The 20,310-nt window shown below is 56.6% G+C and carries 18 protein-coding genes; 10 read left to right on the top strand and 8 right to left on the bottom strand.

What is annotated here, in order from left to right; all coding sequences use genetic code 11:
* Window positions 1-39: 39 nt before the first annotated feature.
* The 7 genes from nei to HMPREF0201_RS04950 form a co-directional block, all read right to left on the bottom strand.
* Window positions 40-831 carry an endonuclease VIII gene (gene nei / locus HMPREF0201_RS04980; protein WP_016535403.1) on the bottom strand — a complete coding sequence of 264 codons (792 nt, stop codon included), beginning with the start codon at window positions 829-831 and terminating at the stop codon, window positions 40-42.
* A gap of 18 nt (window positions 832-849) precedes the next feature.
* Window positions 850-1,782: a 5-oxoprolinase subunit PxpC gene (gene pxpC, locus HMPREF0201_RS04975; RefSeq protein ID WP_016535402.1), complete on the bottom strand. Its 933-nt coding sequence runs from the start codon at window positions 1,780-1,782 to the stop codon at window positions 850-852.
* The gene (gene pxpB, locus HMPREF0201_RS04970; protein WP_039898002.1) at window positions 1,776-2,432 is read right to left on the bottom strand and encodes a 5-oxoprolinase subunit PxpB; all 657 of its coding nucleotides are present in this window, start codon (window positions 2,430-2,432) and stop codon (window positions 1,776-1,778) included. Before pxpB ends, pxpC begins: the two co-directional genes overlap by 7 nt.
* A 13-nt stretch (window positions 2,433-2,445) precedes the next feature.
* Window positions 2,446-3,189, bottom strand: coding sequence for a type 2 GTP cyclohydrolase I (locus HMPREF0201_RS04965; protein WP_039899149.1), 744 nt, complete (start codon window positions 3,187-3,189; stop codon window positions 2,446-2,448).
* A gap of 15 nt (window positions 3,190-3,204) precedes the next feature.
* Window positions 3,205-4,614, bottom strand: coding sequence for a deoxyribodipyrimidine photo-lyase (gene phrB / locus HMPREF0201_RS04960; RefSeq protein ID WP_016535399.1), 1,410 nt, complete (start codon window positions 4,612-4,614; stop codon window positions 3,205-3,207).
* 13 nt (window positions 4,615-4,627) lie between these two features.
* Window positions 4,628-5,584: a YbgA family protein gene (locus HMPREF0201_RS04955; RefSeq protein WP_016535398.1), complete on the bottom strand. Its 957-nt coding sequence runs from the start codon at window positions 5,582-5,584 to the stop codon at window positions 4,628-4,630.
* Window positions 5,585-5,674: 90 nt separating this feature from the next.
* Window positions 5,675-5,881, bottom strand: coding sequence for a YbfA family protein (locus tag HMPREF0201_RS04950; RefSeq protein ID WP_016535397.1), 207 nt, complete (start codon window positions 5,879-5,881; stop codon window positions 5,675-5,677).
* 313 nt (window positions 5,882-6,194) lie between these two features.
* Here HMPREF0201_RS04950 and kdpF point away from each other — a divergent pair, with 313 nt between their 5' ends.
* The 10 genes from kdpF to potE all read left to right on the top strand — a co-directional run bounded on the left by kdpF (window position 6,195) and on the right by potE (window position 18,596).
* Window positions 6,195-6,284: a K(+)-transporting ATPase subunit F gene (gene kdpF, locus HMPREF0201_RS22875; protein WP_083478380.1), complete on the top strand. Its 90-nt coding sequence runs from the start codon at window positions 6,195-6,197 to the stop codon at window positions 6,282-6,284.
* Complete coding sequence (kdpA, locus tag HMPREF0201_RS04940) at window positions 6,284-7,969, top strand: potassium-transporting ATPase subunit KdpA (protein ID WP_016535395.1); 1,686 nt, start codon at window positions 6,284-6,286, stop codon at window positions 7,967-7,969. The genes kdpF and kdpA overlap by 1 nt, the downstream gene beginning before the upstream one ends.
* Window positions 7,970-7,982: 13 nt before the next feature.
* Complete coding sequence (kdpB, locus tag HMPREF0201_RS04935) at window positions 7,983-10,031, top strand: potassium-transporting ATPase subunit KdpB (RefSeq protein WP_016535394.1); 2,049 nt, start codon at window positions 7,983-7,985, stop codon at window positions 10,029-10,031.
* Between the two features lie 12 nt (window positions 10,032-10,043).
* Window positions 10,044-10,619, top strand: coding sequence for a potassium-transporting ATPase subunit KdpC (gene kdpC, locus HMPREF0201_RS04930; protein WP_016535393.1), 576 nt, complete (start codon window positions 10,044-10,046; stop codon window positions 10,617-10,619).
* 12 nt (window positions 10,620-10,631) lie between these two features.
* Window positions 10,632-13,319: a two-component system sensor histidine kinase KdpD gene (gene kdpD / locus HMPREF0201_RS04925; protein ID WP_016535392.1), complete on the top strand. Its 2,688-nt coding sequence runs from the start codon at window positions 10,632-10,634 to the stop codon at window positions 13,317-13,319.
* The gene (gene kdpE, locus HMPREF0201_RS04920) at window positions 13,316-13,993 is read left to right on the top strand and encodes a two-component system response regulator KdpE (protein ID WP_016535391.1); all 678 of its coding nucleotides are present in this window, start codon (window positions 13,316-13,318) and stop codon (window positions 13,991-13,993) included. The genes kdpD and kdpE overlap by 4 nt, the downstream gene beginning before the upstream one ends.
* A 36-nt stretch (window positions 13,994-14,029) precedes the next feature.
* Complete coding sequence (locus tag HMPREF0201_RS04915; protein WP_016535390.1) at window positions 14,030-14,458, top strand: EamA family transporter; 429 nt, start codon at window positions 14,030-14,032, stop codon at window positions 14,456-14,458.
* A 247-nt stretch (window positions 14,459-14,705) separates the two neighbouring features.
* The gene (speFL, locus tag HMPREF0201_RS22990) at window positions 14,706-14,810 is read left to right on the top strand and encodes a leader peptide SpeFL (protein ID WP_115586272.1); all 105 of its coding nucleotides are present in this window, start codon (window positions 14,706-14,708) and stop codon (window positions 14,808-14,810) included.
* Window positions 14,811-15,084: 274 nt separating this feature from the next.
* Entirely contained in the window at window positions 15,085-17,244 is a 2,160-nt protein-coding gene (gene speF / locus HMPREF0201_RS04910) for an ornithine decarboxylase SpeF (protein WP_016535388.1), read from the top strand.
* A gap of 32 nt (window positions 17,245-17,276) precedes the next feature.
* On the top strand, window positions 17,277-18,596 hold the full coding sequence (gene potE, locus HMPREF0201_RS04905) for a putrescine-ornithine antiporter (RefSeq protein ID WP_016535387.1): 1,320 nt from the start codon (window positions 17,277-17,279) through the stop codon (window positions 18,594-18,596).
* A gap of 43 nt (window positions 18,597-18,639) precedes the next feature.
* Here the strand turns inward: potE and pgm are convergent, their stop codons facing one another.
* Entirely contained in the window at window positions 18,640-20,283 is a 1,644-nt protein-coding gene (pgm, locus tag HMPREF0201_RS04900; protein ID WP_016535386.1) for a phosphoglucomutase (alpha-D-glucose-1,6-bisphosphate-dependent), read from the bottom strand.
* Window positions 20,284-20,310 lie beyond the last annotated feature (27 nt).

Genomic DNA, 20,310 nt, shown 5'->3' with positions numbered 1-20,310 from the left:
GCTTTCTGAGTAAAAAACGCGCCCGATGGCGCGTTTTTTTTATTTCTGGCAGGACGGGCACCAATAAAAAGGCCTTGATGAAAGCATCGTTTTTTCAATTATCCCACCGCAGCGTTCGCACGGCTCCCCGGCACGATGAAACACCCTGAAGCTGAAGATAGCTCCGTGATGTTTATTCTCATTAACCTGCCCTCGTGTCTGATAGGACAAACGCGGAATGGCAAGCAGAGCTGAGGCAAAACGCTCAGCCTGCTCAACGGTGAGATCTTCGGCACGATGATGAGGCGCAAGCCCGGCCTCCCAGAGAATTTCCACCCGGAGATAGTTACCCAGCCCGGCCAAAAATGCCTGATCCAGCAGCAAGCCGCTGAACTGCCTGCGGCGAAAACGCGGCGACAGCAGGCGCGCTTTGACCTGCTCCACCGTTAAGGTTTCATCCAGCACATCCGGCCCTACGCGCAGCAGGAAGGGATGCTTTTCAATCTGCGCCTGCTCGAGTATTTCAATATCCGAAGCGCTATACAGCAAAATAGCTTTTTCAGCCGTTTGCAGCTTAACCCGCAGCACTCGCTTAGTTTCTGGCTCTTTATCAGCCTCAACCACGCGCCAGACGCCATACAGCTGGTTATGGCTGTATAATGTCAGCCCGTTAGAGAAATGCGTCAACATCGCTTTGCCGCGGGTTTCAATCCGCTCGATAGTTTTGCCCGTCAGCATGGCCTCAAACGGTTTTAGCTCCTCATAAGCAAACCAGGCTTCGGTTAACGGCTTACCGGCAACGGCGGCTTCAAGCTTGTCCGCCGCGCGGCGAATTTCCGGTCCTTCCGGCATACTACACTCCCCAAATGCTTAGTCTTCCTGCGCCAATTGCCACGCCAGCTGTTCAAGATAGACTGCCTGTTCACGGCGCGCTTTTAGCGCCTCCTCAAGCGAGCACTGAACAAAATGAATCGGCTCGCCCAGCCTCACCTGCGCAAGATGGTAAAGGTCAGCCTCGATAACGCAGGCCATACGCGGGTAGCCGCCGGTGGTCTGGGCGTCATTCATCAGCACAATCGGCTGGCCGTTATGCGGCACCTGAATAACACCAGGCAGCAGCCCGTGAGACAACATCTCCCGCTCGATCCCCCGTTCCAGCTCGGCCCCCTGCAATCGGTAGCCCATGCGGTTACTCTGCGGACTTATCTGCCACGGAAGCCGCCAGAAACTTTCCTGTGCGGTCTTGCTAAATTCCTGATATTCCGGCCCCGGCAGGGCGCGAATGCGGTTGCCCCAAAGCAGCTGTTTTACCCCGCGAGAATGCCGGAATTTGCGCTGCGCCGCTTTCAAAGGAATTCGATCGCCGTCGCGTAACAAGCGGCCATGATAGCCGCCAATACCCGCTTTTAAGTCGGTACTGGCTGACCCCATAACCTGCGGCACATCCAGCCCGCCCGCAACGGCAAGATAACTCCGCATCCCGTGGGAAGGCGTTTTCAGCGTAAGGCGCTGCCCTGCTTTAACCGGCAAGCGCCATCCTGTCCAGACGGCCTTGCCGTCCAGCTCCGCATGGCAGCCCGCGCCGGTTAGCGCAAACCAGCCTGATTTTTCAAACTCTACAACGCACTGCCCGAGAGTGATTTCAAGCAGCGGCGCATCCTGCTCGTTGCCCACCAGCAAATTGGCGACACTGGCAGCCGGAGCATCGAGCGCACCGCAGCGGCTGACGCCAAACTGACGGAAACCTTCCCGCCCGGTGTCCTGCACGCTGGTCTGCATTCCGGCGCGAAGAATATTCAGCATACGCCCTCCTTCTGCGGCACAAAGCGCACGCTGTCTCCGGGTAATAATAAGGTTGGCGGCTCGCCGCCGGGGGTAAACAAGCTGAGGGAAGTCCGGCCAATAATTTGCCAGCCTCCCGGGGTTGCAAGCGGGTAAATGCCCGTCTGGCCGCCGCCGATGCCTACCGAGCCTGCGGCAACCTGAAGACGAGGCTCCCCGCGGCGCGGCGTCGCAAGCGTCTCCGGCAGACCGCCCAGGTAAGCGAACCCCGGCTGGAAGCCAAGGAAATAGACGATGTATTCCGTGCCTGAATGAAGCGCTACCACCTGCTCCGACGTAAGCTGGCTGTGGCGCGCCACTACGTCAAGATCCGGGCCCTGCTCGCCGCCATAAATCACCGGGATCTCAACCCGGCGGGATTCAGGGGCAAAGGCCTCACTCTCTTCCCACCAGCTTTGCAGCCACTCAATGCCGTCCAGCGCCAGGCGTTCAGGATGTTTGAGCACCACGGTAATGTTATTCATGCCGGGAATGGCCTCGCTCACCTCATCAGAGGCGGTAAGGCGGCGCAGCAGACCCCAGATGCGTTGCTGGCTGGTTAATAAAACCGGCGGTTCCAGCTCGAGAACGACCGCCCTTTCACCTAACAAATAACAGCGAGCTCGTTGCACACGCCCTCCGGCATTAAGCGGGGTTCGGAATATCGATAAAGGTTACATCGAGGTCGGTTTCGCTATTCAGCCAGTCGCTGAGCGCCTGAATACCCCCGCGCTCTGTAGCATGATGACCAGCGGCATAGAAATGCAGCCCCTGCTCGCGAGCGGAATGAATGGTCTGCTCGGAAACCTCACCGGTGATAAACGCATCCACGCCAAAGCGTGCCGCACTGTCGATAAAGCTCTGCCCGCCGCCGGTACACCACGCCACGCGGCGAATCTGGTCGGGGCCTGTGTCGCCGCACCACAGCGGCGTGCGGCCTAAGCGCATCTCAATCCACGACGCCAGCTCAACGCCGGAAAGCGCCGTTGGGAATTCGCCCCACGGCACCAGAGGCTCAATTTCACCTTTGGTTTCAATCCCCAGCAACGCGCCAAGCTGGGCGTTATTGCCGAGCTGAGGGTGCGCGTCCAGCGGTAAATGCCAGCCGAACAGATTGATGTCGTTAGCCAGCAGCGTTTTCAGGCGGTTACGCTTCATGCCGCGAATAACGGGTGATTCGTTTTTCCAGAAATAACCGTGGTGCACAATCACAGCATCGGCCTGCTGACGAACCGCTTCATCAAGCAATGCCTGGCTTGCGGTGACGCCGGTAATAATTTTTTTGACCTCTTCCCGGCCTTCAACCTGCAGGCCGTTTGGCGCAAAATCGCTGATGGCCGCGCTGTTCAGCTTTTCATTAATCAGGCGTTCCAGTTCACTGTTTTTCATCATTATTCTCTTCAGTTATTTCCTTGCCGCCTCATAGGCCGCAAGCGTCGCTATTCGGGCTTGTTTATGGTCAACAATCGGGCGCGGGTAGTCCAGCGTTTGCTGCTGTTTTTCGGCCCAGACCCACGGCGTATGCACCTGTTTGCCCGGCACTCCGGCGAGTTCCGGCAGCCAGTGACGGATAAAGTCGCCTTCGGCGTCAAACCGCTCGCCCTGGGTCGTTGGATTAAAAATACGGAAGTAAGGCGCGGCGTCGGTGCCCGTGGAAGCCGCCCACTGCCAGCCGCCGTTATTCGCCGCTAAATCACCGTCAATCAGCTGCGACATAAAATAATGCTCGCCCTGCCGCCAGTCGATAAGCAGGTCTTTGACCAGGAAGCTCGCCGCCACCATGCGCAGGCGGTTATGCATCCAGCCGGTTTCATTCAGCTGGCGCATGGCCGCGTCCACAATCGGGTAGCCGGTTTTCCCCTGCTGCCAGGCTTCCAGCATTTTAATATCGTCGTTCCAGCGTACTTTATCGGTCCAGGCGATAAACGGCCTGTGGCGACAAAGCTTAGGGTGAGCGACCATCAAGTGGCGGTAAAACTCACGCCAGATAAGCTCATTAAGCCAGGTTGCTCCCGCTTCTCCGTCCAGCGCTTTGGGGTGCTCTTTTAACAGGCGATGCAGACACTGGCGGGGGGATAAAACGCCGATAGCCAGATAAGGCGAAAGGCGGCTGGTGCCTTCGATAGCGGGAAAATCGCGCTGCTCCGGGTAGCGGGCTACCGGCTCAAGGCAAAACGTGCGCAGTTGAGCAATAGCCGCCAGCTCGCCCACGGGGAAAAGGCTTGCGTCGAACTTTTCACGAGGGAAATCGAAAGAAAAATCCTCATGGAATACGGCATCGCCCCGTTTTTTGGGGGCGGGAACGCACTCCGGCAGGCCTTCGTGCAGGCGTTTGATAAAGGCTTTACTGAAGGGAGTAAACACCTTATACATTTCGCGGTTGCCGGTTGTGACGCTTCCGGGAGGCAGCAACAGGCTGTCATCAAAGCCCTGGCAGACCACATCCCGGCCGAGCGTTTTTTCCAGCGCGGCATCACGCCCGCGTTCGTTAACTTCGTATTGGTAGTTATAAAAGAGCGCATCAACTTGCTGCTGCTCGCAAAACTGTTTCACGCAGTCGAGCGATTCAGCAAAATCCGCTACTTGCCTGATGTGCAGCGTTATTCCGCGCTCTGCAAGCGCAGCACCCAACGCTTTAAGATGCTCAAAAATAAATCCCGCCTGCTTTGGCGCCATAACATGCTGCCGCCACTGCTCGGGCGTAACGATAAATAATCCGATAACTGCCGCATCGGGATTGCGGCAGGCGGCGTGCAAAGCGTAATTATCGTGAAGGCGAAGATCGTTGCGAAACCAGACCAGATGAGTGGCCATAACTCTCCCTGAATTAGTTGCCGTAACGCAGGCGAAGTGCCTCGGGGTACGGTTCAAAATAGCGCTGCTGCTCGAGATAACGGTCCGGGTATTCTGCCATATAGTGCTTCAGCAGGGTGACCGGCGCCAGCAAAGGCTGAGTCCCCTGGCGATAGCGGGCAATAAGGTCAGACAGCTCCTGACGCTGGCGCGCATTAAGCTGGCGGCGGAAAAAACCCTGAACATGCATCAGCACGTTAGTGTGGTTGCGGCGCGTGGCGTGGTGTGCCAGCATGGACATTAAACGCAGGCGATACTCGACAAAAAATTCATCCAGCGATGCCCAGTTTTCGATAGAGGCCACAAAACGTCCCAGTTCCCGGTATTCCGGCTGGGAATGGGCCAGCAGCAGCAATTTATAGCGGCTGTGGAAGGCAATCAGCTTCCCGCGAGTTAAACCGCCTTTGCGCACCAGATTGAGGTCGTGCAGCGTATAGACTCGTTCGACAAAATTCTCGCGGATAGCCGGGTCGCAAAGCCGCCCATCCTCTTCTACCGGCAGCCAGGGAAACTGACGCTGAAGTTCGGTGGTAAAAATACCGGTGCCGCTTTTACGATTATTTTTGCTATCGGCGTCGTAAACCCGTACGCGCTCCAGCCCGCAGCTCGGGGATTTGGCGCAGACGATGTAGCCGCAGAGATGTTCCAGCCCGCTCACCCGGCGCGAGGAGAAATCCTGCATCGCTGCGGTAAGGTCTCCTTCGGTCTGGTTGCTGAAACGCAGGGCAATTTCACCCTCATTGATTTTTACCAGGCGCAGCGCCGGGCGAGGTGTGGGAAGGCCAATAGCCATTTCAGGGCAGATGGCTTCGAAGCGCACCCAGGGAGCAAGATCGTTAACGGCAAACGCCATTCGCTTATGGCCGCCGTCAAAGCGAACATTTTCCCCAAGTAAACAGGCGCTGATACCAATCGGGATGTTGTCGTTCATTGTCGGCTCCTTAGTTGTTAACTAAGTGTAGCAAGACGCGGGCAACAAAAAAGCTACCCGAAGGTAGCTTTTGTCAAAACGATTCAGCTTTTAGTAAAAATCACAGGCGGCTGCTTCTGACTGCGCCATCCACACCGGTTTATCGCTGGTTTTAGACCAGACTCGATGCAGGTAGCTGTAAAAACGGGCGCGATCTTTCCAGAACAGCATCACCGGCAGGGCCAGTACGCCAGCGGTAACAGCAAACACGCGACGCAGGATGACCTGATGCGCAGGGTATTCTTTATATAAAGACATAGGCTTCTCCTTCTTAGTTTGTGACCGGCAACACAGGCCGGAAAATTGAAACTTGTTATCTGGTCAAAATAGTATCTCATTGCCTGAAAGTTTACTACTCCTCCGACCAGATATTTGTGCTTTTTTGTGCCCTGCGTAGCCTTTACTTCGTAATTAAGTTACAAAATGGTTAAATAAATACTAATCATTAGTTAACTAATGGCTTTTCCATTTTTATACTTTTTTTACACCCCGCCCCCGGACTTTTACGACATCTTTTCACCCGAAATCCTATTCTGCCGCCAAATGCTAAACGCACCGTTGGAGGTGGATTGTGAGTGCAGGCGTCATAACCGGCATCGTGCTGGTCTTCGTGCTGTTGGGTTACCTGGTTTATGCCCTGATTAAAGCGGAGGCTTTTTAATGGCTGCGTCCGGATTTTTACTGATCGCCAGCTTTCTGCTGGTGCTCTTCATTCTTGCCAGGCCTTTAGGCAGCGTGCTTGCTCGCCTGATTGAAGGTGAACCGCTGCCGGTTGTTGGCCGCATCGAGCCGCTGCTGTGGTGGCTAATCGGCAGCAAGGGTGAAGAGATGGGCTGGAAACGCTATTTAATGGCGATTCTGGCATTCAACGTTTTTGGGCTTCTGGTGCTGTTTATGGTGCTGACGTTCCAGGGCAGCCTGCCGCTTAACCCGCAGCAGCTTCCCGGGCTCTCCTGGCACCTGGCGCTGAATACGGCGGTAAGCTTCGTCTCCAATACCGACTGGCAGTCCTACGGCGGGGAAACCACGCTGAGCTACTTCAGCCAGATGGTTGGCCTGACGGTGCAAAACTTCGTTTCGGCGGCGACCGGTATTGCGGTGGTGTTTGCCCTGATCCGCGGCTTCTCGCGTCATTCAGCCAGCACGCTGGGTAACGCCTGGGTCGATTTAACTCGCGTCACGCTCTACATCCTGCTGCCTATTTCTCTGGTGATGGCGCTGTTCTTTATCAGCCAGGGCTCGCTGCAGAACTTCTCTGCTTACCAGCCTTACACCACGATTGAAGGCGTTCAGCATCTACTGCCGATGGGGCCAGTTGCCTCTCAGGAAGCTATCAAGATGCTCGGCACCAACGGCGGCGGCTTCTTTAACGCTAACTCATCTCACCCGTTTGAAAACCCAACGGCGCTGACCAACTTCGTCCAGATACTTGCGATCTTCCTGATCCCGACCGCGCTCTGTTTCGCCTTTGGTGAAGCGGTAGGCGACCGCCGTCAGGGCCGCGCTCTGCTGTGGGCGATGACGATAATCTTCGTGGTCTGCGCGGCGGTGGTTATGTGGGCAGAATTGCAGGGTAACCCGCACTTCGGCCAGTTCGGCGCCAACAGCAACATCAATATGGAAGGGAAAGAGAGCCGCTTCGGCATTCTCGCCAGCAGCCTGTTTGCGGTCATCACAACCGCAGCATCCTGCGGTGCGGTCAACGCCATGCATGACTCCTTTACCGCGCTCGGCGGCATGGTGCCGATGTGGCTGATGCAAATTGGCGAGGTGGTATTTGGCGGCGTCGGCGCGGGCCTTTACGGCATGCTGCTGTTCGTGCTGCTGGCGGTGTTTATCGCCGGGCTGATGATTGGCCGTACTCCGGAATACCTCGGTAAAAAAATCGACGTGCCGGAAATGAAGATGACCTCGCTTGCGATCCTGATAACCCCGGCGCTGGTTCTGCTTGGCTCCGCCCTGGCGCTAATGACCGACGCCGGCCGCAGCGGCATAGCTAACCCCGGCATTCACGGCTTCAGCGAAGTGCTTTACGCGGTTTCGTCTGCCGCCAACAACAACGGCAGCGCCTTTGCAGGCCTGAGCACCAACACCCCGTTCTGGAACGTTCTGCTGGCGGTGTGTATGTGGTTTGGCCGCTTCGCGGTCATCATCCCGGTGATGGCGATTGCCGGTTCTCTGGCAGCAAAAAAATCCCAGGCTGTCAGCATCGGTACGCTGCCAACCCACGGCCCGCTGTTTATCGGTTTACTGATTGGGACAGTGCTGCTGGTTGGCGCCCTGACCTTTATCCCCGCCCTCGCTTTAGGCCCGGTTGCGGAACACCTTTCTCTGGTTAATTTCTGAATACGAGGCTTCCATGAGTCGCAAGCAACTGGCGCTGTTTGAACCGGGTCTGATTCGTCAGGCGCTAATTGATTCCTTTAAAAAGCTCACGCCGCAGGTGCAGTGGCGCAACCCGGTGATGTTTATCGTCTGGGTAGGGAGCGTTATCACTACCCTGCTGGGGATAGCGATGCTCACCGGCATGCAGCAGGGTGACGCCATATTCACCCTCGCTATCAGCGTGTGGCTGTGGTTTACCGTGCTGTTCGCTAACTTTGCTGAAGCGCTGGCCGAAGGCCGCAGTAAGGCCCAGGCCAATAGCCTGAAAGGCGTGAAAAAAACCAGCTGGGCACGCAAACTGCGTAGCCCACAGCACGATGCTCAGGTTGACCATATTCCGGCGGCCGACCTGCGTAAAGGCGACGTGGTGCTGGTCGAAGCCGGGGATATTATCCCCTGCGACGGCGAAGTGCTGGAAGGTGGGGCATCAGTGGATGAAAGCGCCATCACCGGCGAGTCCGCGCCGGTTATCCGTGAGTCCGGCGGCGACTTCGCGTCGGTCACCGGCGGCACACGCATCCTGTCCGACTGGCTGGTCATTCAGTGCAGCGTGAACCCGGGGGAAACCTTCCTCGACCGCATGATTGCCATGGTTGAAAGCGCTCAGCGCCGCAAAACGCCGAACGAAATCGCCCTGACCATTCTGCTGGTTGCCTTAACTATCGTGCTGCTGCTGGCAACCGCCACGCTGTGGCCGTTCTCGGCCTACGGCGGCGCCGCTGCCAGCGTAACCGTGCTGGTTGCTCTGCTGGTCTGCCTGATCCCAACCACTATCGGCGGGCTGCTTTCCGCCATCGGCGTAGCCGGGATGAGCCGCATGCTGGGTGCGAACGTTATCGCCACCAGCGGTCGTGCGGTAGAAGCTGCGGGCGACATCGACGTGCTGCTGCTGGATAAAACCGGCACCATCACGCTCGGCAACCGCCAGGCTTCCGCCTTCCTCCCGGCTCCGGGCGTGGATGAAAAAGAGCTGGCCGACGCGGCACAGCTGGCCTCACTGGCGGATGAAACGCCGGAAGGCCGCAGCATTGTGGTGCTGGCAAAACAGCGCTTCAACCTGCGTGAACGCGATGTGCAAAGCCTGCAGGCGACGTTTGTGCCGTTTACCGCCCAAACCCGCATGAGCGGTATCAACATTCAGGACCGCATGATCCGCAAAGGCTCCGTGGATGCCATTCGCCGCCACGTTGAGGTGAACAACGGGCACTTCCCGGCTCAGGTAGACACGCTGGTAGAAGGCGTTGCACGCCAGGGCGGTACGCCGCTGGTGGTAGCCGAAGGCGCTAACGTGCTGGGCGTAATCGCGCTTAAAGACATCGTTAAAGGTGGGATCAAAGAGCGTTTCGCACAGCTGCGCCAGATGGGTATCAAGACGGTAATGATTACCGGCGATAACCGCCTGACCGCCGCCGCAATTGCCGCCGAAGCCGGGGTGGATGATTTCCTGTCTGAAGCCACGCCGGAAGCCAAACTGGCGCTTATCCGCCAGTACCAGGCCGAAGGCCGCCTGGTAGCGATGACCGGCGACGGCACCAACGACGCTCCGGCTCTGGCCCAGGCTGACGTTGCGGTAGCGATGAACTCGGGGACGCAGGCGGCCAAAGAGGCTGGCAACATGGTCGACCTGGACTCCAACCCGACCAAGCTGATTGAGGTCGTGCATATCGGCAAACAGATGCTGATGACGCGCGGTTCGCTGACCACCTTCAGTATCGCCAACGACGTGGCGAAGTATTTCGCCATTATCCCGGCGGCGTTTGCGGCAACTTACCCGCAGCTTAACGCCCTGAACGTGATGCACCTGCACTCCCCTGCTTCGGCAATTCTGAGTGCGGTTATTTTCAACGCGCTGATCATTATCTGCCTGATCCCGCTGGCCCTGAAAGGCATTAGCTACAAACCGCTGAGCGCCGCCGCAATGCTGCGCCGCAACCTGTGGATTTATGGTTTAGGCGGAATAGTTGTGCCGTTCATCGGCATCAAAGTAATAGATGTGATCCTGACCGTTTGCGGTCTGGTCTAAGAGGAAGAGAACATGGCTACGCTACGCCCCGCTTTATTATTGCTGATTGTCTTAACGTTGATTACCGGAGGGGTTTACCCCCTCATCGCCACGCTGCTGGGCCAGTGGTGGTTCCCGGCCCAGGCAAACGGCTCGTTAATCGTCGAAGACGGCAAAGTTCGCGGCTCAGAACTCATCGGCCAGGACTTTACCAACGCAAAATATTTCCAGGGCCGCCCTTCTGCCACTTCGGATAGCCCCTATAATCCAATGGCATCCGGCGGCAGTAACCTTGCGGCCAGCAACCCGGAGCTGGACAAAGAGGTTAAAGCACGTATTAGCGCACTACGTGCGGCTAACCCGCAGGCAAGTGCGGCAGTACCGGTTGAGCTGGTAACCACTTCCGCCAGCGGCCTCGACGGGCAGCTTTCCCCGGAAGCAACCGCCTGGCAGATCCCACGCGTTGCTCAGGCAAGGAATCTGCCGGTTGAGCAAGTTGCTCGCCTGGTGGAAGCCAACACCACCACGCCGCTGGTTAACTTTATCGGCATGCCGGTAGTGAATATCGTTAAGCTGAACCTGGCCCTGGACAATCTACAGGCGAAGTAAAAAGGAAGCGTTATGACCGAGGAGCCGCTGCGCCCCAACCCCGACAAGCTGCTGGAGAAAGTGAATCGCCAGCCGCGTGGGAAACTGAAAATTTTCTTCGGCGCCTGCGCGGGCGTCGGGAAAACCTACGCCATGCTTCAGGAGGCGCAGCGCCTGCGGGCGCAGGGCCTCGATGTCCTGGTGGGCGTGGTTGAAACCCACGGCCGCCAGGAAACCGCAGAACTTCTTAAGGGGCTGAGTATTCAGCCCCCTCGTCGTATTCATCACCGGGGGCGTCTGGTTCAGGAGTTTGACCTCGACGCCGCCCTCGCCCGCAGCCCTGCCCTGATCCTGATGGACGAACTGGCGCACAGTAATGCGCCTGGCTCCCGCCATCCCAAACGCTGGCAGGATGTTGAAGAGCTACTGGAAGCGGGTATTGACGTGCTGACTTCGGTCAACGTCCAGCATCTGGAAAGCCTCAACGACGTGGTTGGCGGCGTAACCGGCATTCAGGTTCGTGAAACCGTGCCGGACCCGATATTCGACGCCGCCGATGAAGTCGTGCTGGTGGACTTACCCCCGGACGACCTTCGCCAGCGCCTGCACGAAGGCAAAGTTTATATTTCCGGCCAGGCCGAGCGTGCAATCGAACATTTCTTCCGTAAAGGCAACCTGATTGCCCTGCGCGAGCTGGCACTGCGCCGCACCGCAGACAGGGTTGATGACCAGATGCGCGCCTGGCGTGATAACCAGGGGCAGGAAAAAGTCTGGCATACCCGGGACGCCATCCTGCTTTGCATCGGCCACAGCGCCGGAAATGAAAAGCTGGTACGCACCGCCGCCCGCCTCGCGGCCAAGCTCGGCAGCGTCTGGCACGCCGTTTATGTTGAAACCCCGCAACTGCACCGGCTGCCGGAAAACCAGCGCAGGTCAATCCTCGGCGCACTGCGGCTGGCCCAGGAGTTAGGCGCTGAAACAGCCACTCTCGCCGACCCCAACGAAGAGAAAGCGGTGCTGCGCTACGCCCGCGAGCACAACCTCGGCAAAATCATTATTGGCCGCCACACGACGCGCCGCTGGTGGCACCGCACCTCTTTTGCCGACCGGCTTGCTAAACGCGCGCCCGATCTCGATTTAGTCATCGTCGCGCTGGATGAAAAACCCGCCCCTTCTCCTGTGAGAGCGCCGGACATGCGCTCGATAAGCGAAAAATGGCGGATCCAGCTGCGAGGCTGCATTGTTGCGGTGGTGCTGTGCGCGTTTATCACTTTTATTGCCAATCAGTGGCTGGTGGCGTTCGACGCCGCAAACCTGGTAATGATCTACCTGCTGGGCGTGGTTATCGTCGCCCTGTTCTATGGCCGCTGGCCTTCGGTGCTGGCAACGATAGTTAACGTCATCAGCTTTGATTTGTTCTTTATTGCCCCGCGCGGCACGCTGGCGGTTTCCGACGTTCAGTACCTGCTGACCTTTGGCGTCATGCTTACCGTCGGGCTGGTGATTGGTAATCTCACCGCAGGGGTGCGCTACCAGGCGCGAATAGCCCGCTACCGGGAACAACGTACCCGCCATCTTTACGAAATGTCTAAAGCGCTGGCGGACGACCGCACGCCGCAGGAAGTAGCCGCCACCAGCGTGCAGTTCATCAACAACACTTTCCAGGCCCGCAGCCTGCTGTTGCTGCCGGACGAGCATGGCAAGCTGAGCCGCATTGCCGCCGAAGGCGAGCCAGCCCAGTGGGATGAAGCGATTGCGCGCTGGAGCTTTGATAAGGGGCAGCCTGCCGGCGCGGGAACCGACACATTACCGGGCGTGCCCTACCGCATCCTGCCGCTGAGCACTACCGAGCGCACGCTTGGGCTGCTGGTTGTGGAGCCGGAGAACCTGCGCCAGCTGATGATCCCCGAGCAGCAGCGCCTGCTGGAAACATTTACCCTGCTGGTTGCCACCGCCCTGGACAGGCTGCTGCTGACCGCAAGCGAAGAGCAGGCCCGCCTTTCAAGCGAACGCGAGCAAATACGCAATTCGCTGCTGGCGGCGCTCTCTCACGATCTGCGCACTCCGCTGACCGTGCTGTTCGGCCAGGCCGAAATTTTAACCCTGGATTTAGCCAGCGAAGGGTCAAAGCATGCGCCTCAGGCCAATGAGATACGTCAGCATGTGCTCAATACCACGAGGCTTGTGAATAATCTGCTGGATATGGCGCGCATTCAGTCGGGCGGCTTTAACCTGCGTAAAGAGTGGCTGACGCTTGAAGAGGTGATCGGCAGCGCGTTGAAGATGCTCGAACCGGGCCTTGGGGGCCGCCACATTGCGCTAAATATGCCCGATCCTTTAATGCTGATAGAGGTCGATGGCCCGCTGTTCGAGCGGGTGCTGATTAATCTCCTGGAGAATGCAGCCAAATATGCGGGCTACAAAGCGGAGATAGGCATCAAGGCAACGGCGGCGGCGCAGAAGCTCGACCTGGAAGTCTGGGACAGCGGGCCGGGTATTCCGGCTGGTAAAGAGCTGCTGATTTTTGATAAATTTGCCCGCGGTAACAAAGAGTCGGCTATTCCGGGCGTGGGCCTGGGGCTGGCCATCTGCCGGGCGATTGTTGAAGTTCACGGCGGCACAATTTATGCGCTTAACCGCCCCGAGGGCGGTGCCAGCTTCCACGTTGTGCTACCTTTATCGCCTCCCCCCGAACTCCCTGAAATGATTGAGGCGCTGTGACAACGGTTCTGATAATTGAGGATGAAAAAGAGATCCGCCGCTTTCTGCGTACCGCGCTGGAAGACGAATCGTTACGCGTGTTTGATGCCGAAACCTTACAGCGCGGCCTGATCGAAGCGGCAACCCGCAAGCCGGATCTGGTGATTCTGGATCTTGGCCTGCCGGACGGCGACGGCATCGATTTTATTCGCGATTTCCGCCAGTGGAGCCAGACCCCGATTATCGTTTTATCGGCACGCAGCGACGAGCAGGCAAAAATCGCCGCGCTGGACGCGGGTGCCGATGATTTTCTCAGCAAGCCCTTTGGCATCGGCGAGCTTCAGGCCCGGCTGCGGGTGGCTCTGCGCCGCCACGCCAGCATCGTTCAGCCCGATCCTGTTTATCAATTTTCTGCCATCACGGTCGATCTCTCCTCGCGCCGCATCACCCGCGGCGAAGAGGAAATTCACCTTACCCCAATAGAATTCCGCCTGCTGGCGACGCTGCTTAACAACCACGGAAAAGTGCTGACCCAGCGCCAGTTGCTTAACCAGGTCTGGGGCCCCAACGCGGTGGAGCACAGCCACTATCTGCGTATCTATATGGGCCACCTGCGTCAGAAGCTGGAAAACGATCCCGCACGCCCCCGCCACCTGCTCACCGAAACCGGCATCGGCTACCGTTTTATGCTGTGAAAGAGTAACCTCTTGTCCGTTCAAGAGGAGCCTTTTATGAGCGCATGGTTAATGTATGCCCTGCTATCTGCCGCCACGGCGGCGCTGGTAGCTATTTTTGGTAAAGTTGGTTTGCAGCATCTGGATGCCAATACCGCTACGGCCGTTCGCGCCGTAGTAATGGCGCTATTTCTGGTCGGTGTGGTGGTGGTTCAGGGCAAAATGAGTCTGGTCAGCACGGTGTTTGCCGACAAAAAAGCGCTGCTGTTTATTCTGCTGAGCGGCGTGGCCGGAGCCCTTTCGTGGCTGTTTTACTTTATGGCGATTAAAAACGGCGAAGTCTCTAAGGTTGCGCCGATAGACAAGCTAAGCGTGGTGTTTGCCGTGATCCTGGCGGTGATTTTTTTCGGCGAGAAAGTTTCGCTGATTGCCGGTATCGGCGTGGCGCTGATCGCCTGCGGCGGTTTGATGGTTGCTCTGGGCTAAACTCTTCTCTCGGGCGCCTCAGGGCGCTCTCCCTCCTAACTTATTGAAATCAGATCATTTCACCACAATCAACAACATATAATAAACAATTCCACTACCATTAGATCTTTATGCAAACCTATTCACTACGTTATGCATAACCCATGAATTTTTATTTCTGTTTCACCTTTGATTTGTTGATAAAGCTCACAGTAAAAGGCTTTTCGCCAGATAAAATGGCGCTACCTTTACATAAAAGGAAAATCAAATGGAAAACAACAATCGGGTTATGCCTCATATCAGGCGCACGACGCATATTATGATGGTTTCCCACCGCAGCTGTTTCGACTTCCACTTCTTTAACGCTCTATAACCTTTCAGATAGCTGATACTGCATTAGCCTTGTTATCTCCGTTACCTGATTAATTTTGGGTGGCCAGTAACCTGCGTCTAATTTCGTCAGCAACAAAATAAAATCTTTTTATTCGCGGCTGCTGGGCCGTCGGGATTTTATTATTCAAAAAAATGACCTGACCCACTGACCATTATTATTGTGTCAGCGGCACGCCATTGTCATTTTCCAGCCCCCACAATTGCTGAGCTATTAGCAATTGAAGGACAACTTTATCTGAAATAAAGGTTATATTATGCAATCTTTAAAAATCGCGCTTAATCGTAATTGCCCCGACTGCTTTACTACCGGGAGAGAAATCGTCAATTTATCGTCCACTGATTTCATCGACGTGGCCGCAGCCGTGCTGTCCGTGCCCGACCTGTACAGCGGCATCGTGGAGCAGATAGAGCAGACCGGCTTTGGCCTGCCCGTGTTTGTTGCGATTAACGAGAATGAAATGATCCCGGAGGAATATTACTCCCGCATCACCGGCATTTTCGAACCCAGTGAAACCAAGGCTGAATATTATGGCCGCCAGCTGGAAGCCGCGGCAGAAAAATATGAAAAAGGTTTACGCCCGCCATTTTTCGACGCCATGGTTAATTATGTCGAACAGGGGAACAGTGCTTTTGATTGCCCGGGACACCAGGGCGGCCAATTTTTCCGCCGTCATCCTACCGGCAATCAGTTCGTTAATTTCTTTGGCGAAACGCTGTTCCGTTCTGACTTATGTAATGCCGACGTTTCAATGGGCGATCTGCTTATTCATGAAGGTGCGCCAAGTACTGCGCAACAGCACGCGGCTAAAGTTTTTAATGCCGACAAAACTTATTTCGTACTTAACGGAACCTCTTCATCAAATAAAGTCGTATTAAACGCGCTGTTGACGCCGGGAGATTTAGTTTTATTCGATCGTAATAACCATAAATCGAATCACCATGGCGCATTAATTCAGGCCGGTGCGACGCCGGTTTATCTGGAAACCGCCCGCAACCCGTATGGCTTTATCGGCGGCATTGACGCGCACTGCTTTGAAGAGCGTTACCTGCGTGAGCAAATCGAAGCGGTAGCGCCAAACCGCGCCCGCGAACAACGCCCCTTCCGCCTGGCGGTTATCCAGCTCGGCACCTATGACGGCACGGTGTATAACGCGCGCCAGGTGGTTGATAAAATCGGGCATCTTTGCGACTACATCCTGTTTGACTCGGCCTGGGTGGGCTATGAGCAGTTTATTCCGATGATGGAAGCCTGCTCGCCGCTGCTGCTCGAGCTGGATGAAAACGATCCGGGGATTTTGGTTACGCAGTCGGTGCATAAGCAGCAGGCTGGCTTCTCACAAACCTCCCAGATCCACAAAAAAGATAGCCATATCAAAGGCCAGGCGCGCTACGTTAACCATAAACGCATGAATAACGCCTTTATGATGCACGCTTCAACCAGCCCGTTTTATCCTCTGTTTGCCGCGCTGGACGTCAACGCCAGAATGCACGAAGGCGAAAGTGGCAAACGCATGTGGATGAACTGCGTGGAAACCGGGATTGATACACGCAAACTGTTGCTGAAAAGCTGCAAATACCTGCGCCCGTTTGTACCGGTGCTGGTAGACGGTAAACCGTGGGAATCATTCGAAACCGAGGAAATTGCCAACGATCTGCGCTTCTTCCACTTCGTGCCCGGAGAACGCTGGCACGCCTTCGAAGGCTATGCCGAACATCAATATTTTGTAGACCCCTGCAAGCTGCTTCTCACTACGCCGGGCATTAATGCCACAACCGGCGAATATGAGGCCTTTGGCGTTCCCGCCACCATCCTCGCTAACTACCTGCGCGAAAACAGCATCGTGCCCGAGAAGTGCGACCTGAACTCTATCCTGTTCCTGCTCACCCCGGCGGAAGACATGGCAAAAATGCAACATCTGGTGGCCCACCTGGTGCGCTTTGAGCATTTGCTGGAAACCGATGCCCCGCTCGCCGATGTTCTCCCGTCTTTATATCGCCAGTACCAGGAACGTTACGAAGGCTACACCCTGCGCCAGCTGTGCCAGGAAATGCACGACCTGTACGCCAGCCTCAACGTGAAACAACTGCAAAAAGAGATGTTCCGCCACGACCACTTCCCACGCGTTGCGATGAATCCTCAGCAGGCAAACCTTGCGTTTGTGCGCGGTGAGGTGGAGCTGGTGCCGCTAAGCGAGGTGGAAGGCCGTATTGCCGCGGAAGGCGCCCTGCCATATCCGCCGGGGGTGCTGTGCGTAGTGCCGGGGGAAATCTGGGGCGGTTCTGTACAGCACTATTTCCAGGCGCTGGAGGACGGTATTAACCAGCTTCCCGGCTTCGCACCGGAATTGCAGGGCGTGTACATCGAAGAGTGCGACGGACGTAAACGCGTCTGGAGCTATGTGCTGAAACGCTAATTTTCCACCACTTTCACGTTGAGACTTTGATTATGGCAACGCAAAAAAGCAACAAGATGGGCGTGGTGCAGCTGACTATCCTCACCACGGTAAACATGATGGGTTCGGGCATTATTATGCTGCCCACCAAGCTGGCAGAAGTCGGGACTATCTCGATTATCTCCTGGCTGGTTACCGCCGTCGGCTCGATGGCGCTGGCCTACGCCTTTGCCAAATGCGGGATGTTTAGCCGCAAATCCGGCGGTATGGGAGGGTATGCCGAATACGCTTTCGGCAAATCCGGCAACTTTATGGCCAACTACACCTACGGGGTATCGCTCCTGATTGCGAACGTCGCGATTGCTATTTCGGCGGTGGGCTACGGCAGCGAACTGTTCGGCGCGATACTGTCTCCGGTGCAAATTGCTATCGCCACTATCTGCGTACTGTGGATTTGTACCGTCGCCAACTTCGGCGGAGCACGCATAACCGGGCAGTTGAGCAGCATTACCGTCTGGGGCGTGATAATCCCGGTGCTTGGGCTGTCGATAATCGGCTGGTTCTGGTTCAGCCCTTCCCTGTATGCCGAGTCGTGGAACCCGCACCAGGTTCCGTTCTTCGAGGCCGTCGGCTCGTCTATCGCCATGACGCTGTGGGCCTTCCTGGGGCTGGAGTCCGCCTGCGCCAATACCGATGTAGTGGAGAACCCGGAACGCAACGTCCCGATTGCCGTAATGGGCGGCACGCTGGGCGCAGCGGTGATTTATATTGTCTCAACCAACGTGATAGCCGGGATTGTGCCAAACGTGGATATCGCCAACTCCACGGCACCGTTTGGCGTGGCCTTTGCCCAGATGTTTAACCCGACGGTCGGGAAGGTGATTATGGGGCTGATGGTCATGTCGTGCTGCGGCTCGCTGCTCGGCTGGCAGTTCACCATCGCGCAGGTGTTTAAATCATCCGCCGATGAGGGCTACTTCCCGAAAATCTTCTCCCGCTTGTCAAAGGCTGATGCCCCGGTAAAAGGCATGCTGACGATTGTAGTCTTCCAGAGCCTGCTGTCGCTGATGACCATCAGCCCTTCGCTGAACAAACAGTTCAACGTGCTGGTTAATCTGGCGGTGGTGACCAACATCATCCCTTATATTCTGTCGATGGCGGCGCTGGTGATTATTCAGAAACTCGCGAAGGTAGAGGCAGGTAAAGCGAGGATGGCGAATATAATTGCCCTGATTGGCGCGATTTACAGCTTCTATGCGCTTTACTCTTCCGGGCAGGAGGCGATGCTGTATGGTGCGATGGTGACGTTCCTGGGCTGGACGTTATACGGCCTGGTGTCGCCGCGTTTTGAATTAACCGACAGGCACATCTGATAAAAAAGGGAGCGATAATTCGCTCCCTTCCTTCATGTTGCTTTTACTTCGCGTTCTTCAGCACTTCGCTGACAATCTCTACCGCTTCTTTCTCTATCTGCTCGCGGTGTTCCGCGCCGAGGAAGCTTTCGCAGTAAATCTTGTAGGCGTCTTCGGTGCCGGAAGGACGGGCGGCGAACCAGCCGTTTTCGGTCATCACCTTCAGGCCGCCGATAGAAGCCCCATTGCCCGGAGCGGCAGTCAGACGAGCGGTGATTGGGTCACCTGCCAGCGTATCCGCGCTGACCATTTCAGGAGACAGCTTAGACAGCGCGGCCTTCTGCGCGGAGGTCGCAGGAGCCTGAATGCGGTTGTAGCTCGGCGCGCCAAAGCGTGCGGCCAGTTCGTCATAATGCTGCTGCGGATTTTTGCCGGTTACGGCGGTAATTTCGGCCGCCAGCAGGCACATGATGATGCCGTCTTTATCGGTAGACCACGGCGTGCCGTTAAAGCGCAGGAACGATGCCCCGGCGCTTTCTTCGCCGCCGAAGCCAAAGCTGCCGTCGAACAGGCCGTCCACAAACCATTTGAAGCCCACCGGGACTTCCACCAGCTTGCGGCCCAAATCTTCTACCACGCGGTCGATCATCGCGGAAGAAACCAGGGTTTTGCCTACCGCCACCTCTTTGCCCCATTGCGGGCGATGCTGGAACAGGTAGTTAATAGCCACGGCCAAATAATGGTTAGGGTTCATCAGGCCAGCAGGCGTTACGATCCCGTGACGGTCATAGTCAGGATCGTTGGCAAACGCCAGGTCGAACTTATCGCGCAGCGCAAGCAGGCCCGCCATCGCGCATTCGGAGGAGCAGTCCATGCGGATTGCGCCGTCTTTATCGAGATGCATAAAGCGGAAGGTCTGGTCGACCTGATCGTTAACGATGGTCAGGTCAAGATTGTAGTGTTTTGCGATGCGGTGCCAGTACTCAATCCCGGAGCCACCGAGTGGGTCAACGCCCAGCTTGAGGCCCGCTTTCTGGATGGCGGCCATATCAATGATGTCCACCAGCCCTTCGATAAACGGCTGAACCAGGTCCAGCTCTTTAACGTGGCCGCTGGCCCATGCTTTATCCAGGGAAATACGCTTCACGCCTTTCAGGCCGTCGGCCAGCAGCGCATTGGCTCTGTCCTCAACGACTTTAGTGACGTTGGTATCGGCCGGGCCACCGTTTGGCGGGTTGTATTTAATGCCGCCGTCATCCGGCGGGTTATGGGATGGCGTAATCACAATCCCGTCCGCCTGAGGGCCGGCTTTCTTGTTATGCACCAGAATCGCGTTGGAGATAGCAGGCGTCGGGGTATAGCCGTTGTCCTGCTGGACAATCACGTCCACGCCGTTGGCGGCCAGCACTTCCAGCACGGAGATAAACGCAGGTTCGGAAAGCGCGTGGGTATCTTTACCCACATAGCACGGGCCGGTTATCCCGTTTTTAGCGCGTTCCTCAGCGATGGCCTGAGCAATCGCCAGAATATGAGGCTCGTTAAAGCTGTGACGAGCCGCACTGCCGCGGTGGCCGGAGGTGCCGAACTTCACCGCGTGTTCACTATTACCCACCTCAGGTTTCAGCACGTAATACTGCGCCGTAAGCTGGGCTACGTTAATCAAATCGCTCTGTTGTGCAGGTTGACCCGCACGGTCGTGGTTAGCCATTGGCTTTTCCTTACTGACGCCAGGTTT

It is taken from the genome of Cedecea davisae DSM 4568 (genome assembly GCF_000412335.2).
Taxonomy (GTDB): domain Bacteria; phylum Pseudomonadota; class Gammaproteobacteria; order Enterobacterales; family Enterobacteriaceae; genus Cedecea; species Cedecea davisae.
Note: the sequence above shows the minus strand (reverse complement) of the source record. Positions and strands in the feature narration are given on the sequence as shown.

What these genes read in the sequence shown, in the direction of transcription:
- nei (WP_016535403.1), bottom strand. Translation starts at nt 831, where the DNA reads ATGCCGGAAGGACCGGAAATTCGCCGCGCGGCGGACAAGCTTGAAGCC.
- pxpC (WP_016535402.1), bottom strand. Translation starts at nt 1,782, where the DNA reads ATGCTGAATATTCTTCGCGCCGGAATGCAGACCAGCGTGCAGGACACC.
- HMPREF0201_RS04965 (WP_039899149.1), bottom strand. Translation starts at nt 3,189, where the DNA reads ATGAAAAACAGTGAACTGGAACGCCTGATTAATGAAAAGCTGAACAGC.
- phrB (WP_016535399.1), bottom strand. Translation starts at nt 4,614, where the DNA reads ATGGCCACTCATCTGGTCTGGTTTCGCAACGATCTTCGCCTTCACGAT.
- HMPREF0201_RS04955 (WP_016535398.1), bottom strand. Translation starts at nt 5,584, where the DNA reads ATGAACGACAACATCCCGATTGGTATCAGCGCCTGTTTACTTGGGGAA.
- HMPREF0201_RS04950 (WP_016535397.1), bottom strand. Translation starts at nt 5,881, where the DNA reads ATGTCTTTATATAAAGAATACCCTGCGCATCAGGTCATCCTGCGTCGC.
- kdpA (WP_016535395.1), top strand. Translation starts at nt 6,284, where the DNA reads ATGGCTGCGTCCGGATTTTTACTGATCGCCAGCTTTCTGCTGGTGCTC.
- kdpB (WP_016535394.1), top strand. Translation starts at nt 7,983, where the DNA reads ATGAGTCGCAAGCAACTGGCGCTGTTTGAACCGGGTCTGATTCGTCAG.
- kdpC (WP_016535393.1), top strand. Translation starts at nt 10,044, where the DNA reads ATGGCTACGCTACGCCCCGCTTTATTATTGCTGATTGTCTTAACGTTG.
- kdpD (WP_016535392.1), top strand. Translation starts at nt 10,632, where the DNA reads ATGACCGAGGAGCCGCTGCGCCCCAACCCCGACAAGCTGCTGGAGAAA.
- HMPREF0201_RS04915 (WP_016535390.1), top strand. Translation starts at nt 14,030, where the DNA reads ATGAGCGCATGGTTAATGTATGCCCTGCTATCTGCCGCCACGGCGGCG.
- speFL (WP_115586272.1), top strand. Translation starts at nt 14,706, where the DNA reads ATGGAAAACAACAATCGGGTTATGCCTCATATCAGGCGCACGACGCAT.
- speF (WP_016535388.1), top strand. Translation starts at nt 15,085, where the DNA reads ATGCAATCTTTAAAAATCGCGCTTAATCGTAATTGCCCCGACTGCTTT.
- potE (WP_016535387.1), top strand. Translation starts at nt 17,277, where the DNA reads ATGGCAACGCAAAAAAGCAACAAGATGGGCGTGGTGCAGCTGACTATC.
- pgm (WP_016535386.1), bottom strand. Translation starts at nt 20,283, where the DNA reads ATGGCTAACCACGACCGTGCGGGTCAACCTGCACAACAGAGCGATTTG.